The sequence below is a fragment of the Bradyrhizobium sp. JYMT SZCCT0428 genome, from assembly GCF_018131075.1.
In the GTDB taxonomy this organism is placed as follows: Bacteria; Pseudomonadota; Alphaproteobacteria; order Rhizobiales; family Xanthobacteraceae; genus Bradyrhizobium.
The window spans coordinates 1-16945 of record NZ_JAFCLS010000040.1; the positions used below are offsets into that span (position 1 = coordinate 1).

Below are 16945 nucleotides of genomic sequence, written 5' to 3' on the forward strand. Positions count from 1 at the left end.
GCTCCGAGCGGATCGCAAACACATACCCCACCACCAGCATCCGGATCATCAGTTCCGGGTCGATCGATGGACGACCCATCGACGAATAATGAGGCGCAAGCTCGCTGCGAAGCCACGACAGATCGAGCGCAGTGTCGATCTTCCGCACCAGATGATCTTCGGGGACCGCATCGCCAAGACGAAATTCGTAGAACAGTTGACCTTGGTCACTCTTCAGACGGCCCATCATGGATCGACCTCACCGAGAATCGCGTCACCACAACGGAATCACGCTTCGCGGCCTGTCTCAACTGACTTTTGCAACAAAATCGGCGCAAAGCGGTCATTGACATGTATGAAGGAAAGGCTCCCTGTTACGGCAGAACGTTTACCCTGTTCGTCCAAAATATTTCCCTGTTATTGGGATTAGGGAAGTGCGTGCAAAACGCCTGTGTTGCAGTGGTTTCTGGCTGCTTGGAGTGTCTCCAGACGCCCAAAATCGTCAATTTCCCTGTAAAATTCCTTGTTTGCAGGGAAATTGAGCGGAGACGGGTGCGATCAGCACTGCGTCGCCAGTCAAGCAGTCACTCAACCGGAGAGGTGTGCTCGTTTGGGCTGAAAGTATCACATTTTATAGGGTTCTCGTGCGGGCGTCTGAAGTCTCTGGTCACCGAAAATCGTCAACCTTGGCGAGAATTTGCCAAAAGTCTCCAGCCCAAACCGCAGAAATTCCCGTTTTGGTGGAGACGATTGGCGGAGAACGGTTCGATGAATTGCAGTTGGACCACCATCGCTCCGTCGATCGGTCTTCTTCGATGTCCGCTAGGTTGCCGCTGGTTGGCCCAGGACATATATCTCTGTCCGGAATGTACAGTTCAGCCGTAGCGGGGCTCGTCATTCTCTTAGCTGCCGAAGTGGCGCGGCTGCCTCGACCGACGGTCTCCATTCAAGCCGAAGTTTCATTAAACCTAAGCTTAACCGGAGAACTAAAGATGAGAGAGCTCGTCACAAAAATGCACACAGGCAACCTCATTACGATGCGCGTGAGCATCACAAAAGGCATAGCAAAGCTCACGGCACTGGGGACCTTAAGAGGTTGAGGACTAGCCGCGCCAGCTTCGAAGCGGAAGTGACTTGAACTGCATAGCTGAAAGATGCCGCCCCACCAGTTAGGAAGGCCCCGGTAACCCCGGGACCTTTTCATTTCACTTCGTCGGCCAGTCGAACTCCAGCTTCTCCGCCCATGAGCCGCGAACCAGGTCGTAGTGGCTGGCGCCCTTCTTGAAGCTCAAGGTCGGCTGGCCCCGCGTCGTGGTGTATTCGACCCGGTAGTAGACGCTATTCAGGTCGTGGGTGAAGAACCTGTTGAACTTCTCCGCGTTCTCGCGCGAGTAGAACGAGGCGAGATCCTGAAGTCTGGCCTTGAACTTGACGATGCTGTCTTCGACGTCCTGCAGAATGACCACAGCGGCGTGCCGCTGCTTCTCATCCATGCCGCAGATGAAGTCCAGGGCGGTCTGGTCGTAGGCGTTGGCAGCCACCGACATCAGGCTTCGGTGAATGGTCTCCAGCTCCTTCTGCGGGTTGTAGTCCCTGATGACGGCGATGTGGCCGGCGAACGTCCCGAAGGTGTGGTCCCGGGTTTCGACGCCATCCTTGCCTCGACCCTTGAATCCCGCCGGGCCGAAGTAGTCGTCGTTGTCCTGGGATTCGTCGCGGATGACTTCGGTCAGGGTCATTTGCCCGCCATGGTGCTGCTTCATCTTGCGGAGCTGCTCGTGTACCTGAGGCAGGGTGTTCCGGATTTTCCGGTACGCCCGGACCGCCTCAAGGGCCACCGGCTTCAGGCTATCCAGTACGGTGACCTTGGACGCGACCAACGGCAACGCTGCGAGCAGGTAGTCTTCCTCGTGGTCACGCTTCTCTCGCCACTTCCGCTCCCTCTCGGCCTCGGCCAAGACGTCATCATTGGCGCAGCAGTTGCCGATGAAGGCGCAGAACTGAAGCTCATAGTACCAGACCAAGGACCCGGTCAGGAACCTGTTTGGAGTGCACACCGGGCAAGGACAGTTGTCGCCATCCGGCCGCTTAGTGCCGTCGACAGTGATGAGATGCCGGAGGACCCAGAACTTGGCGTCCTTCGGAATCGGGTTTCGTTGTAGGGACTTGATCAGTTCGGGTTGGCCGGTTTGCTTGATCAGCGCCACCGTCTCGTTGATCCAAATCCCGGTCGGCCTGTCAGAAAAAGGCCGCCACGGGAGTAACTTAGTCTCAGAACTCTGTACACCACGCGACTTACGGCCGCCTTTGGTCATAGATCCTCCTAGGAGAACGAACCCAGAAGACTCATTTTGTTCTAGTTATCGAGCCCACGGGTCCCGCCAGCGCCCCGACTCGGGCACGCCTAGATCTAGTATAGGCGCAAGTGGGGGTGGGGTGCTATGTTGTGCATATGTATCCCCGGTTGTCCCGCTTATCCACAGCTTCAGGACGCGCGAATCAGTGCAGGCTGGGGTGGAGCCGGGAGGGGGCGCCAGTGTACGGGTCGAGAACTATTCGGTCGGCTCCCTAGCGGGACTGCGGGTTGCATGCCATGTCGCACCTGGTCGGCCTGCAGAACTGCCATACCAGACCTCGCGAGGCTCATCGTTGCTGAGCGTGCCAAAGCAGAATGTGTGTGCCATCGAGCGGCGCCGTCTCGATCGGCTTCCTTCGTCTTTGGCTGGTTAGGCGTGAGGGCGTCCAACCGCTACAACGCCGCCCACGGCCCTGCTGTTGAGGTCATCTACCAATCCCTGCAACGACGTTGCCAAACTGCCGAATGCTGTGTGCATAATCGTGCATGGCAAAAAAGCTGCACGACGGGGTCGTGAAAGACCCTCAGGCCTCACCCACTTACCTTGAATTCAAAGGTGAGGGTCTAAAGCAGCTCCGTCAGGGTATGGTCGACAAGGAAGGGCAGATGGCAGCCTTGGGCGCCCGCACCTGAAAAGCGAGAGATCGAAACCGCTGAAGCGCTCGGCCAAAAGCGTCAGGGGGAAACCAGCACCCTCGCCACCATCGCGAATTCAGTCAGCCGGGGTCTAAGGAAATTACCATCAGTGGGCCCGATGTTCCATAACATTCGATCGACGAATAGCCGATCATCGCCCGCTGTACGGCCCAAGGTAGCGGCAGCGTTTTGGGAATGTCCTTTAGAGCCATAGTGGCCTTGCCATTCAGGACGCTCATCGTCAATTCTGGCGGCAAGAACGCTAATCGCAGGCCTTGGCGAACCACTTTTGGATTGATGTTGGCTGCCGCAGCAAGGTCTTCAACGCAGGCGTACCGACCCGCGGTTAGGTCTGCGAGCCACGCGTGAGCCCGGACTAGGGATTTCACAAGTTTTTCGTCGGCGTGGTCCGGCGCGCGCGTGATGGTGGCAACGCCTTTCGGCTTGGGTGACCAAGGAATGTCGATGGTTCGCTGCTTTCGCTTGATATTCCCTGCATCAACACGAATGCAAGCTGCTGATACCGTCACTTTTACGATTTGATCGATCGGTATCCCGCGCTCTTCGGCTGCCGCCTTCACGAGATTTTCGACCTCGGGGGCCGATATTCGGCTCACGGTACCGGCCTTGTGCGGGCGCCCGCGCATCGCGGTGCTGACATAAAATCGATACCGAACGCCGTTCTTGCTGGAGAAGCTCGGCCCCATGCGATTGCCATTATCGTCGAACAGTTTGCCTTGAAGCAGCGCGCCGCTTTGTGAAAACTTCAGCCTGCGCTTGACGGTGTTTGATTTGAGCAGTTCCTGAACCCGATCGAAGGTCGATTGGTCCAGGATAGCGTCATGCTCGCCTGTGAACCATTTGCCGCCGTGGTGGGTTTCTCCGACGTAGATCCTGTTCTTCAACAGGTGGGCGAGGGGACCGTATGTGAAGGGGATTCCGCCTCGATATTTGGCGACTTTTGTGTTGCGTCGTTTGGTGACGATCTTGCGGCGGTCGAGTTCGGCAACGAGTTTGCTGAACGATCCCAAATCCAGATAAAGCTTGAAGATCGTCCGCACCGTTTCGGCCTCGGATTTGTCGATGACCAGTTTTTTGTCTTTCGTGCCGTAACCGAGCGGCACCGTACCGCCGGTCCATTTGCCCTTGCGCCGGCTGGCCGCGACCTTGTCACGAACCCGCTCGGCCGACAGCTCCCGCTCGAACTGGGCAAAGGATAACAGCACGTTCAAGGTGAGGCGGCCCATGGACGTTGTGGTGTTGAACTGCTGGGTAACCGCAACGAATGAGACCGATCTAGCCTCGAAGGCTTCGACCAGCTTTGCAAAGTCGGCGAGCGAACGGGTAAGGCGGTCGATTTTGTAGACCACGATCACGTCGATCTTGCCGACCACAACCTCCGCCAGCAGCCTTTTGAGGGCCGGGCGATCCAGATTGCCTCCGGAGTAGGCCGGGTCGTTGTATTGCTGAGGGAGGGCCTTCCAACCCTGGAATGCCTGGCTTTTAATGTAGGCTTCGCAAGCCTCGCGCTGGGCATCCAGAGAGTTGAATTCCTGCTCAAGACCGTGCTCGGTGGATTTCCGGGTGTAGATGGCGCAGCGCAGGACCTTCGTGTCATTTGCCATCGGGGGCCTCCGGGCGCGACGCGCGGAGTCCGAAGAATCGTGGGCCGTTCCATTTCGTGCCGGTGATGGCGAAAGCGATTTCGGAGAGGCTGGCGTAAGTTTTACCAGCGTGGAAAAAGCCGTCGGCCATCACGTTGACCCGATACGTCTTACGATTCCAGGTCCGCACCAGCTCGGACCCGGGCTTAATCCGCTGGGGTAGCTCCAGACGGCCGGCAGGCTTGGCCGAAGCGGTTTTTACCATCTGGGCAAGCAACCGCCGGATGGGCAGGGGAAGGTCGCCGTAGGTGTTCACCTGAATCGTGTGAGCAATGCTGCGGCGGAGCAAGTCGGGACCGAACGCCTTGGGCGGTTCAGTTCGAAACAATTCGCGGTAGCGTTTTCTCAGGCCGACTATCGGCATCACCGTCAGCCGACCCAGCTCAGCCTCAACAGCTGGATCGGCTCCATTTGGACCATTGCTAGATTTCATGAGGTCGCGCCCGATCGGATTATTCGATAGATCCTCGCGCCGTCTATCCTCTCGGAGGTGAGGTTGAGCTTCAGCTTCTTCCTGATCACCCCGGCAAAAAACCCGCGGACTGAGTGCTGCTGCCAATCGGTTGCTTTCATAACCGCGGCAACCGTCGCTCCGGTCTGCCGCCGCAGCAATGCGAGGACGATCTCTTGCTTCGATGCAACACCGGTTGATTTGGCTGATGTCGCTTTCGATGAAGTCTTTTTCAATTTGATTGGCTGCGATGCACGAAACTTTCGCGCGGTGCTTTGGGATCCTAACCTTGATTTGTTAATAGTCATTTTGACGCTTCCTTATTTAGCCGGCAACGTGCGGTGCTGCCACTGACGCAAGCCCGCGAAATTGCTATCGCGGGCCGGAAACGGGGAGCGCTTCGACCGATGCCGATTTGGGGGTCTGAAGCAGGAAGCTCACGGCCGAGTGACGCTCTGCGGGCAACCAAAGTCCAGCGAATTCTACGCAATGTTGTTGCTCGTCCGAGTCGTTAGGCGGCACGAGAGCTTAAATTAATGCCTAATATCCACACGTCCGCGAGCCGTGCGCTAGACAAATATCGAAGCGAAAAATGCGCAAATCACCTTTTCAAAGATTTGAAGATTCGATATTCCCCCGTTTAGAGGAGTCCTTTGCGTTCAGTGAGTCGTCCGCGAGATGGAGCCGTCAGTTTGACGGCCACCGCAGTCCTCGCAGCAGGCGTGCGCGGTTGGGCGGACCCGGCAATGCCGTCAATTGCAAGGCCTAAGCGCCGTTAAGTACTTTTTCGACGTCTTAGTCGATGAAGAAACGTGTTCGAAAGGAGCAAGTCATGAAGGACTCGGGCGCCAATTCAGAAACACCCGGCAATAGAAGGCTCACAAAAAGCAATCTCCGGCCCATCGAAATTCAAGTTCAATACCGGGCTGTGACCGAGCTCATACTGGATCAGAACAACCCTAGGCAGCATTCGCCAAAACAGATCAATCAAATTGCAGATAGCATTCGCGAGTTTGGCTTTCTCATGCCCATTGCCGTGGATGCAGCTGGGAATGTGGTGACAGGCCACGGCCGCGTGCTCGCAGCGAAGTACCTCGGCATGACTGAGGTGCCGCTCATTGAAGTTCGTCATCTTTCTGCGGCCCAGCTAAAGGCATTGCGCATTGCTGACAACAAGCTCGCGTTGAACGCTCACTGGGATGAGCGCCTGTTAGGCGAAAATTTCCTAGCGCTGAAAGATCTCGATCTCGACTTTGACCTTTCAATTACGGGTTTCGGCCTTCCAGAGATCGACTTGGTTATTCAGGATTTCAATTCGGTCGCCGTGTCAGGGGCGGATGGACTTCAAAACGCAATTACAGGGGTCGCCGTCTGCCATGTTGGTGACCTCTGGCGTTTAGGTAAGCATCTGGTTCTCTGCGGCGACGCCACATCTGAAGTGTCGTTTGAACGTATTATGCAAGGTGAACGAGCGAACGTTATATTTGTGGATCCCCCATACAACGTCAAGATCGATGGCCCTGTTTCAGGTAAAGGTAAAACTCGGCATCGCGAGTTCGCTCAGGCTTCTGGTGAACTAAACAGCGCGGAATTTACTAGGTTCTTGCATCGTGCGTGCACAATGCTGGAGCAGCATAGCGTGGACGGCGCCATTCACTATATTTGTATGGGTTGGTATGGCGCGGCAGACTTACTTGCAGCCGGAAAACAAGTCTACTCAGACTTAAAAAATATTTGCGTATGGGCTAAAAACACCGCTGGCCTCGGATCGCTTTACCGCTCACAGCACGAATTGATTTTTGTTTTCAAGGCCGGTACGGCGCCTCACGTCAACAATGTTGCTCTCGGCAAACATGGCCGGCACCGCTCTAACGTCTGGAACTACGATAGCGCCAACACGCAGGCGCGCCGAGGCGATGATCTGTTGGCGCTGCATCCCACCGCGAAGCCGGTTCATCTACGGAGCGTACCGGTCGTGTCTGCCGTGGTATCGAACTCGATCCGCTTTACGTCGATACTGCCATACGGCGGTGGCAGAATCTGACTGGACTGTCGGCCCACCGCGTCTCGGATAACAAGGCGTTTCAACAACTGGAGCTCGAGGCAGTTAAGGATCAAGATTTAACCAATTCATCCAGCGACATTACGAACCTCCCGTTGGCTGAACCATCTCGCGAGGAATTTGGAGTCAAAGAGGACCGTCATGGCTAAAAGAGAAGGGAAAGACTACGAGATCGGATATGGCCGCCCGCCTCGGCGCAGCCAATTTTCGAAGGGTAAGTCAGGAAACCCGAACGGACGACCCAAGGGCGCTCGATCGCTAACCGACCGCTTTGAGAAAACTCTGAATGAGAGAGTGACGATCAACGAAAACGGGTCTAGGCGAACCATTCGAAAATCCGACGCGGTCATGAAGCAACTTGTAAACAAGGCAGCAAGTGGCGACTTCAGATCTATCAAACTAATTCTCGAAATGGCTGGACCACTTAGCGAGCGCGGACGCCAAGCAGAGTCAGAGGCTTCCTATCATGAAGAATCCACCGCTCAAGAGAGTCTTAACCGCAAGCTAGATGAATTGAGGGAGAGGTTACTTGCCGGACGCCCATTGTTTGACGATGAGACTGAGGAGAAATAACGCGGATTCGCGTAATGCGCTGTTATGGAACGGCCGCTTTGGCGGATTTTGTTGCAAAGTCGGCTGCTGCTGATGGGCGTTGGCCAATTCATTTAGGGGCGATGGGGTTTGATCCCCCGACCCCGACGCTCTCTAGGCAACTTTTACGCTACGCGATGCACAGAGCCTCAGCGGGGTGGCGGTCGCCCAACTAGCGGTGCGAGCCGTCGCAGGTTCTGGGCGATGGCAGCCAGAACAAATTCGTCCTGGGCGCCTCGTGGACACGCAGTCGAAGCCGGCCGAGCTTCAGAATGCGCTTCAAGTGCGCGAACCGCATCTCGATCTTCTTGCGCTCACGTCGTGACCGCCGAAGCCCTCGGTGCTGGCGAGCGAACGGGCAACATCCCGGGCGTGCTCATGGATGTCGCGCGGGATCTTGCGCGATGGGTCCTTCGGACAGCACTGCGGTTTGAGTGCGCATACATCGCGGTCGAACTTACTGGCCCGATACAGAAGCGTCTTACCCTCATTTACGATGCCGCTTGTCCCAAGCTGCTTTCCGCCGGGGCAGTTGTAAACGTCGCTCGTCGGGTCATATCGAAAGTCGCTACGTTAGGTGCCGTCGTCCCGCTTCGATTTGTCGAACACGGGAATACGGGGCGCGATGCTTTCTCCTCGACCAACCAGTTCAGCATTGGAGCTGGACGTCCAAGTCAGTATAGAAGTATAGACTTAGCAACACTCTTCATGCCCATCGGCTTCGCTGTCGGCAAACTTGCTGAACGCCACAGACGTTCCACAATCTCAATTTCAGGGGTCGCTTCTGCTGCAGCCAAGATGATCGCTTGCGCGAACGTTCACCTTTCGGGCGTCGAACTGCGTGATCACACAGCGCTGTCTTGTATTTGTCCAAAGAGCTCATTTGCCACATCCAAGAAAATTGGCTGCACGGATGAAATTCGTTCGATGCTTCTGCGGCGTCTGGGACGATCAATCATGTCGCTTCACCTGCGACGCAGTCCAGCAGCTTAACCAGGACTGCTCTGGAAAGCCTGAGCAGCGACGTACAGCGTCTCATTCAAGTTCGTCCCGTAGCCGGCCGTTGCTCTGCGGCATTCTGGGTCGGCTTGCCCGGCGCGATGTAATGCCAGTCGATTTCAACTTCCTCCTGCCAAGTCGGTATAATCGATGACGATCATGCGTCCCCCGGCTTTCGATGATGTGACCAAGTTCACGCACCACGCGCAGCCCACTATTCCGTTCGTTCCACGTGGACCAAGCGACCAACCTAATCTAAAATCGGGTAAACGCGCGGGTCGCCGCGATTTCCGCAGTTCCATAGCTGGGGCGTTCTGGCTGGGTAGCTTTAGGACGCGGAGCTGACTTCTGTATCGGCGCCACCGAACGAGTAGTCGATGCCAAGCGCTCGATAGCGCGCGCCGGGACACGCTCATGAACGGGCGAGTGGGGAACAACAATTTTGGCGGTCGTCGAAGCCAACGCAGGGGGCGGATCGGCTCGAGGTTCCGTCTCTTTCGCGACGGGCTCCTGAACATCTGGCAGGTTTGCCAATTGCGTCTGGATCGGACGTCCAGTTGAGCCGCGCGGGGTAAGCAATACGGCCTTGAAGGCTGGGTCGGCAGCCGGCGTTTGAATTGGGCTCGGGCCATCGATGACTACGACAGAGCGGACCCTTCCGGAAGCCTCGACGTCGGATCGGGAAACTAAAACCGGCTTGCCCAATAATCCCGTGGTCGTCTTATAGCCGACCTCAGCACTCGCGAGCTGCAAACTGGGACGTACGACATCTTGCGCGACAACATTGTTGTTAGTCGCGAGCAATGCAACCGCCGCGAGCCACGTGTCGAATATGTGCGGTCGCCTGTTCATGAACGTCGAGCGTCACTCATTGCTTAGGGTTGATATAGTGATCGTCGCCACCTAAAGTCCCGTAAATAAATGGTTCTTGCTTGCGCGAGGTCGCGGCCAAGACATCGTCTCTAACGAGACCAAATAGCTTTCTGATTTCAACATTGGGCGCTAGCATGCGGCTCGCTAATGCGATCGCAAATGGACTATTTTCGCCCTTGCCATCCAGCGCAATTTGACCGTGTTTTGCTGAATACGCGACGAGCGTACCGCCCTCCGGTTCGATTCGCGCGAGGCCACGTCCGATCGATCGCGAGGCGCTCGACATTTTCATCGTGCTAAGGAACGGATTCTCTCGGCAGGCATCAAGGATTATCAGCTTAATCTCCTTTGCGCGCTCGATTGCATCCAGGAACCGCGACAGGGAAATAGTTTCATCCGGAACGTCCCTATCGGCGACCAGGCGCGCGTCAATAGGAACGATGTAGTTCACCCCGTCTATCTCTACGCCGTGACCGGCATAATAAATAACCGCCCACTCGGAATTGTCGGCCAGATCGCGAAACCGTCGCAAGGCGGCAAGCATGCCCTCGCGGCCTTGGTTCTCGATTTTGACAACCTGGCGAAACCCAATCTTCTGAAAAGCCTCTGCAATGATGGATGCATCGTGCAGTGCGTTAGGAAGACTTGCAACTCGGCCGTATTGGCCATTCCCTATAACTAGTGCAACCCTGTTTAACCGTCCCGGAGGCACAATCGGCGATTCCACCTTCGCTGCCTTCATCTTATTGGCAGCTTGCTTTAAAGCTTCCTGAGCAACCTCAGATTTCTTTAACGCTTCCTGAGCGACTTTTAACTGCGGATCAAAGGATAGCGCCACTTTGTAATCGCTCGCCGCCTGAACCGAATCTCCATTCGACTCGAATAGTTGTCCGCGCTTGAAATAGGCTTCTGACGAGACCGGATCGAGCTGAATAGCCTGGTCAAACATCGCTTTTGCCTGACCAAAGGACCTCGATTTGGCGTATGCTTCACCGAGCCCGATGAAGGCATTTGTTTGCTTATCATCTAAGCGAATGCTGTTCTGGAGATCTTCGGTCGCCCTACGAACATCGTTCTTCTGCAGCAAAGCTAGCCCACGCGAGGTGAAATTCTGCGGATATTTCGGATTGATCTCGATGGCTTTTGTGTAGTCAGCAATAGCGCGATCGAGGTCGCCCTTGCGCTGTGAGATCAAGCCGCGGTTGTGATAGGCGAACGCGTAACTCGGATCCAGCTTGATCGTTTCGCTATAGTCGGCAAAGGCGCCGTCGACATTGTCCTTAAGATGAAGCGCTAGAGCACGATTGAAATGAAATGCGGCTCTCTTTGAATCGAGCAACAGCGCCTTGTCATAATCGGCGATTGCCTTGTCCAATTCGCCAATGTTTTGGTGTGCAGTTCCGCGATTGTTGTATGCGGTAGGGTCCTTGGGGTCGATCGAAACAGCAGAGTCGTAGTCTTTCAGCGCGGAAGCCCAGTCGCTCTTGTCTGTCCGGGCGTTGGCACGTCCGATGTAGGCCGTTGCGTAACTAGGATTTATGCCGATGGCTTGGGTAAAATCGGCAATCGCCTTTTCGATGTCGCCTTTGTCCCGCAACGCATTGCCGCGCCCGTTGTAGGCGAACGGCGATTTCGGATCCAGATCGATGGCTTTGCTGTAATCTATTATTGCACGGTCGATTTGGCCGCTTTCGCGCAGCGCGTTGCCGCGCCCGTTGTAAGCGCTCGCCAAGTTATCGTTGAGTGCAATGGCATCGGTGTAGTCCCTAATGGAGGCTTCCAGCGCGCCCTGGCGCAGCAGCAGATCCCCACGATTATGGAAAGCTTCGGCGTTCTTCGGATCGATCTGAATCGCGCTCGTATAGTCGGCGCGCGCTTTTTCGAGTTCGTTGCGGTCGTAATAGGCGACACCACGATTGACGTACGCCACCGCCCGCTGGGTCGCGGGTACGGCGGAGCCCTTCTTGAGAATTGTGGTGCATCCTAAGATCGCCCGCGCGGCATCGCCGGAACTGCAATCTGACCAATTCGACGCAAAAGAACTCGGGATCGGAATTCCTGCGACCCAAAACAACCCGGCCATGATCAACGGCATGACGCAGGAGCGGTTTCGCAGCTGGCCCATACTCCACCTGTCGAAATAGGTACAAAAACCAAGAATATTCAAATCCCTCTACGATAGCAAGCCCTACCTGGCCTGGCTAGTGCAGTTGAAGTCGGAGGAGGCAGAGGGCGGAGGCTTTGTCACAAACTCGGATGGTATGTGAAGCCTCATTTGAAAGCGAGAAAGCAAGGTCTGCTCGGCTGTACCCCATTCGCAACAGTGCGCAAATCAATTCGCCATCAAAGAAAAAGGACTAGTCATTTAAGCCGAATTGCAGGAGTTTGGGGAAATAGGGGATCCGATAATGACAACTAAAAAGTTTTTTCACGCAGTTGTATCGGTATCGGTATCGCTCGCTACTGCGTGCCTTTCTAGCCCAATGCTAGCCGCTGGCGGATCCGGGGGATCCGGCGGGGCCGGTAGTTCCGAAACCTCTATAAATGGTGGTACCGGGGGTACCGGGGGCGACGCTGACACGTTCGGAGCAAATGGAGCCCCGGGATCGGCCGCTGCGGCTGGGGAGATTCCGGGAGGAGCGGGTGGAGCTGGCGGTAGCCCCGGAAATCCTGGCGGTGCCGGTTTGCCGCTTGTTTCTCCCGCCACCACCACCAGCGGCGGAGGCGGCGGAGGCGGAGGGGGCGGAGGTGTTAGCCTCGTTGGCGTTTTTCCAGTGAACGATATTCCGCAAATCGGCGGAAACGGTGGGGCGGGCGGCGCCGGTGGTTCAACCTCCCTCACTGGTCCTGGCGGAGGCGGCGGAGGCGGCGGAGGCGGCAATGGTGGCGCCGGGTTGATCATTTCAGCCGGGCCATTTACCAATAACTCGGTGATTACAGGCGGCAACGGCGGGGCCGGCGGTGAGGGCGGTTCGGTGCCTTTTTGTCCTGATCCGTGCTCGTTCACTTCTCCAAATCCCGGTTCTGGCGGGGGCGGCGGCATTGGCGGCGTTGGTTTGGTGTCTACCGCCTCAGGTGTGACAATCACCAACAACGGAACGATCCGGGGCGGAAACGGCGGAAACGGAGGATTCGGCGGCGGCAACGCGCCCGGGGAGGCTGACGGGGCCCTTAGTGGCTTCGGCGGCTCGGGCGGCATTGGTGTCCAGTTTGCGGCTTCGGGGGCTACGTTGATCAACAACGGTACCATCCAAGGCGGCAATGACGGGTCGACGCCTTTGTCGTTAATTCAGGGTGCTGGTAGGGGAGTTGGCATTTCAGGATCGAACCTAACAATCATCAATAGCGGCACAATTGCCGGGGGGGGATTGTTTGGTGGTGGCTCCCCTGGCAACGCGATCGAGTTCACGGGCGGTGTAAATAGCCTGACGATCACCGGGACGTCTTCGATCACCGGAAATGTCGTAGCCCAGAGTGGCGATATTTTTGCACTCGGAGGTGCAACCGCCGGCAACTTTATGATGTCGCAGTTGGGTTCTCAGTACTTGAACTTCGGGCAATTTCAGAAAACGGGAACGAGTGCTTGGACGCTAACGAATGGACCCTCGGCGACGGCGCTGCCCTGGACTATTGTGGCTGGCACGCTCGATATCGGCGCAACGACCCAGATTGCTGCGGCGGTCAATAACTCCGGCAGCCTTATCGTGGGAAATGGCGGCTCGCTAACATCAACTGGCATTGTTAACAATGGAACGCTGACAACTGCCGGGACCATCTCCGGCGGCCTGACAAATTCCGCGACGGTGAACGCGCAGGGCACAATCAATGGTGCGCTAGCTAACAATGCGGGTTCGTTCACGGTAACGGGTCCATTGACGGCCAACAATTCATTTACGAACGCCAGCGGGGCGACGCTTGCCGTGGGAGGAAATAGCTTTACCGGTATTACGACCCTGACGAACAATGGGTTGGTCAGTATGGCTGGTGGTACGCTAGCGACGACAGCCACAAACAACAATGGCATGTTCAATGTCGCTGGCAATTCAACCGTGAATGGCTCATTCAGCAATGCCGGTACGGTCAACCTGCAAAACAACGCGGTCGGCGATACGCTTAATGTCGGTGGCAACTACGTCGGATCACCGGGAAGCAGAATCCTGCTCGACTTCAGCTCGCAAACTGCCCAAGCCGACCAGGTTCGCATCACGGGGAGTGCCTCCGGATCGACCGCTGTTTCGGTGCTCAATCTGACCCCATTGGCTCCGTTCACGACAGGAGCTACCATCATCCAGGCAAACTCGCCGATTGTCCCCAACACGTTCACGCTCGTGACCGCGCCGTTCGGAACGACTACGTTGGCCCTCTTGCCGCAGAATGGTGGCCTGCAACTTGCTGTCGGATCGATTCCGTCCGTAGCAGGTCTGTCCAGCGGCATCGCTTTGACCGCGGCCCAGACGATTGCGTTCCAATCCTCGAATGTGGTTTTCGACCACATCTGGGAGGTGCGAAATTCTCTTAACAATTCTACGGAACCCCAAGCTCAAGGCTTTGCCGATGAAGCGCTCGGCTATACGGCAAAGCGGAGGGTAACTGACGCATTTGCTGCCTTCAAGGCGCCACCAACTCCCGTTGGGCCGACGGTTCGTCCAGCGGTTTGGGTCAAGGCATGGGGCGACTATCAAGATCAAAATGGCTCAACAGTCATCAACTTCGGTGGGCAGACATTCCCCCAGGATCTCGGTTTCCGGCAGCGGACCGGCGGTGTGTTGGCCGGTGCCGATGCCCTGATCAAGAACGTCACTTCGGCCAACGACGCTCTGCTGCTCGGCGCCTTGCTGGGCTATACCGACTCACATGTCGATTTGAAGGCTTCTCCGACCACGCAAAATTTTGACGGCGGCAGCCTGGGCGTCTACGCAACCTATCTCAGGGGCAACTGGTTCACCGACCTGATGTTCAAGACTGATCTCCTCAATGTCAGCATCAACGGCGGCGGAATCAATCAAAAGGCTGATCTGGTAAACTATGCTGTAACGGGAAACATTGGCTATAAATTCGATTTGCCGAACAAGTATTACGTCGAGCCGACGGCGGGTATCGAATACGTTAGCTCGAACTTCAGCGGCACTACCGCGTTCTCTCCGACCACCATTGCCCTCAATGATGGCGAGGCCACGCGCGGACGAATCGGCGCCAGGGTCGGCACCGAATTTCTGGTCAATGGCGTGCGGATCGAGCCAAGCCTGCTCGGCTACGTTTACAGCATTTTCAGTCAGACGGGTAACGCCCTGGTCTTCAGCAGCACGGGCATCACCCTTCCATCCGACGTGGGCAAGGTCCGTGGTGAGATCCAGGCCGCCGTCAATTTCTTCAATCTCACGAACGGTGTGTCAGGCTTCGTGAAGGCGGATACGCGCTTCGGCGATAACTTGACCGCCGGTGGCGTAAGGGTTGGTTTGCGGTATCAAATGTAACGAAGGCGCGCTTTTGTGGGCACGCTCAGGCGCGTAATTTGTAGCCGGGAAGCACGGGTCAATAGACACGGGAGTTCGGGTAGCGCATCGGCCAAACGCGATTTCTGGTCACCGGAACATCCAATGCAGTGCCGAATCAGACGCTTTCAGGTTCGTGGAGGGCCAACTCAGGCCCTGTAATCGGCCAAACAGGCCCGAATAAGGCCTACGGACGGCAGAATTGGGGCCGTAAACGTCGCCTCTAGGCTAGGCGTCACGCGGTGCACTAAGCCCAACCACATCCTATCGAGTAACGGCCCTCCTAATCAAGACCGCCAGTTGAGATCCGGCCCGACCGTCTTTTCGGTCTCAACATGTGATAACCTTAGCGCATCCGCGTGAAGGCCCTTAGCGCCTGAATTTCGGGCCAACCATAGTTTGACGCGTAACGTATCGTATTCCGATCGCCGGCTTTCGTCCGGGCGACAAAACCATACGTGCACTCGGCATTGGGATAGATTGCGGCGCAGGCCGCCGGCTCCGAGACCGCCGGCCCTGCAATCACCGGTTTCGCCGCAAACGACATAATTAGCGCTGCGCTCAAGGTCAATATCTTTGATTGGGTCATTTTGCTCGCACCTCGTGGATTCTAAATGCCTCACGCCAAAAAACGTTCCCTGAGACATGTACATTGGTCGCAAACCTAGGCTACCCGGTTCAACGGCGAATGCCAACTTGAGTTAGAGCAAGCGCAGGCCGGTGGAGTCAGACCCTCACAGCAAATTAGATTGCTTTCCTCCGTCAAGAAATTGGCAGTGATTCGTCAGCAAAAAAGGCAATCAGCGGGTTTCTTCTGCTAGGTCGCCCAGAAAATCCGCTTCACGGACCAGTCAACAGCTGTATTCAGTCAGTCGGCAACAGACAGTACCAGTTAGTTGCGGCGTTCACTTCTCAAGCCCGGTGTCGAGATGCGTGTGCTTTTCAGGCTATGCCTCTGATGAGCTGTGCCCATACGAAATCCTCTCCCTAACGGAGGCTCACGTGAGCAACCAGCTTAAGGTCGTCTATCATCCTCTTCACGCCTTGATTCTGAATGGCGCGAATCCGCGCCTCCATAGCCGGCGACAAATTCGCCAAATTGCCCGCAGCAGCCGAGAGCTCAAGGCAACGGAAGGCCTGACCATCTCGGTCGATCAGGCCGGAAAATATCCGTGCCTTCATGATCGCCGACAACAAGCTGACGGAAAACGGTGCCTGGAGTCACAAGCTGCTCGCCAATCACTTCATCGAACTATCTGCGCTCGACCCCAACTTTGAACTCGAAGTCACAGGGTTCGAGATGGGCGAAATCGATTTCTTGATCCAAGGCAGGTCGACGAGCGAGACGGGAGACACAGCCGATGACCTCCAGAGCATTCCGTTGAGGCCTTCTGTCGCAAAACCCGGCCTCATCTGGCTACTCGGGCCACATTGCGTGTTGTGTGGCAACTCGTTGGAACCGGCATCTTGCGCCGCTCTCTTAGAAGAGGAACGCGCCGACCTCGTCTTCACGAAGCCGCCGTATAACGTGCGAGTTCACGGACATAAGGACAAAGCACCCGAATTTGCGATCGCGTCGGGCGAGATGAATCGCGAGGATTTTATCGATTTCCTGACAACGGTCTGTTTTCAACTCAAGCGATTTAGCCAATCCGGTGCGAAATCTCCATGGATTAGGCGCCACGCCAGCGAAATGCTCGCGGCCGGAAATGAAATTTTCCCGAGCTGAAGAACATTCGCGATGGGGTAAAACACAACGCCGGAATGGGTTCGTTCTACCGAAGCCAGCCTGAACTGATACTCATCTTCAAAACAGGAGGTCGACCTCACCGGAATCAATGT

11 protein-coding genes and 2 pseudogenes are annotated in these 16945 nt (G+C 56.2%); 5 read left to right on the top strand and 8 right to left on the bottom strand.

Annotated elements, in window-relative coordinates:
• Together JQ575_RS31870 and JQ575_RS31875 are read right to left on the bottom strand one after the other, a co-directional pair.
• Window positions 1-229, bottom strand: a 229-nt coding sequence (locus JQ575_RS31870) for a transposase (RefSeq protein WP_212037143.1), incomplete at its 3' end; no start/stop codon positions are given.
• 955 nt (window positions 230-1184) lie between these two features.
• On the bottom strand, window positions 1185-2294 hold the full coding sequence (locus JQ575_RS31875) for a hypothetical protein (RefSeq protein ID WP_212037144.1): 1110 nt from the start codon (window positions 2292-2294) through the stop codon (window positions 1185-1187).
• 527 nt (window positions 2295-2821) lie between these two features.
• On the opposite strand from JQ575_RS31875, the gene JQ575_RS46625 reads away from it, so the two are divergent.
• Complete coding sequence (locus tag JQ575_RS46625) at window positions 2822-2968, top strand: DUF4055 domain-containing protein (protein ID WP_409364842.1); 147 nt, start codon at window positions 2822-2824, stop codon at window positions 2966-2968.
• Window positions 2969-3051: 83 nt separating this feature from the next.
• Here JQ575_RS46625 and JQ575_RS31880 read toward each other — a convergent pair whose 3' ends face one another.
• From JQ575_RS31880 to JQ575_RS31890, 3 genes are read right to left on the bottom strand one after another with little or no spacing between them, the layout of a single operon-like run.
• Window positions 3052-4596 (bottom strand): recombinase family protein, encoded by a 1545-nt coding sequence (locus JQ575_RS31880; protein ID WP_212037145.1) that lies wholly within the window; start codon window positions 4594-4596, stop codon window positions 3052-3054.
• A complete protein-coding gene (locus JQ575_RS31885; protein WP_212037146.1) occupies window positions 4586-5068 on the bottom strand; it encodes a DUF2924 domain-containing protein in 483 nt (160 codons plus the stop codon). The genes JQ575_RS31880 and JQ575_RS31885 overlap by 11 nt, the downstream gene beginning before the upstream one ends.
• The gene (locus JQ575_RS31890; RefSeq protein WP_212037147.1) at window positions 5065-5394 is read right to left on the bottom strand and encodes a DUF3489 domain-containing protein; all 330 of its coding nucleotides are present in this window, start codon (window positions 5392-5394) and stop codon (window positions 5065-5067) included. Before JQ575_RS31890 ends, JQ575_RS31885 begins: the two co-directional genes overlap by 4 nt.
• A gap of 524 nt (window positions 5395-5918) precedes the next feature.
• On the opposite strand from JQ575_RS31890, the gene JQ575_RS31895 reads away from it, so the two are divergent.
• Both JQ575_RS31895 and JQ575_RS31900 read left to right on the top strand, forming a co-directional pair.
• A complete protein-coding gene (locus tag JQ575_RS31895; protein WP_212037148.1) occupies window positions 5919-7130 on the top strand; it encodes a ParB N-terminal domain-containing protein in 1212 nt (403 codons plus the stop codon).
• A gap of 159 nt (window positions 7131-7289) precedes the next feature.
• The gene (locus JQ575_RS31900) at window positions 7290-7721 is read left to right on the top strand and encodes a DUF5681 domain-containing protein (RefSeq protein ID WP_212037149.1); all 432 of its coding nucleotides are present in this window, start codon (window positions 7290-7292) and stop codon (window positions 7719-7721) included.
• A 167-nt stretch (window positions 7722-7888) separates the two neighbouring features.
• Here JQ575_RS31900 and JQ575_RS45050 read toward each other — a convergent pair.
• From JQ575_RS45050 to JQ575_RS31905, 3 genes and pseudogenes are all read right to left on the bottom strand, one after another.
• A pseudogene (locus JQ575_RS45050) lies at window positions 7889-8386 on the bottom strand (transposase); the annotation flags it as partial.
• A gap of 378 nt (window positions 8387-8764) precedes the next feature.
• Window positions 8765-8856: pseudogene (locus tag JQ575_RS46630) on the bottom strand (integrase core domain-containing protein); the annotation flags it as partial.
• Between the two features lie 750 nt (window positions 8857-9606).
• Entirely contained in the window at window positions 9607-11778 is a 2172-nt protein-coding gene (locus JQ575_RS31905) for a tetratricopeptide repeat protein (RefSeq protein WP_212037150.1), read from the bottom strand.
• Window positions 11779-12385: 607 nt separating this feature from the next.
• On the opposite strand from JQ575_RS31905, the gene JQ575_RS46230 reads away from it, so the two are divergent.
• Both JQ575_RS46230 and JQ575_RS31915 read left to right on the top strand, forming a co-directional pair.
• Window positions 12386-15085: an autotransporter outer membrane beta-barrel domain-containing protein gene (locus JQ575_RS46230; protein ID WP_212037151.1), complete on the top strand. Its 2700-nt coding sequence runs from the start codon at window positions 12386-12388 to the stop codon at window positions 15083-15085.
• 1198 nt (window positions 15086-16283) lie between these two features.
• Entirely contained in the window at window positions 16284-16832 is a 549-nt protein-coding gene (locus JQ575_RS31915) for a site-specific DNA-methyltransferase (protein ID WP_212037152.1), read from the top strand.
• The last annotated feature ends 113 nt before the right edge of the window (window positions 16833-16945 follow it).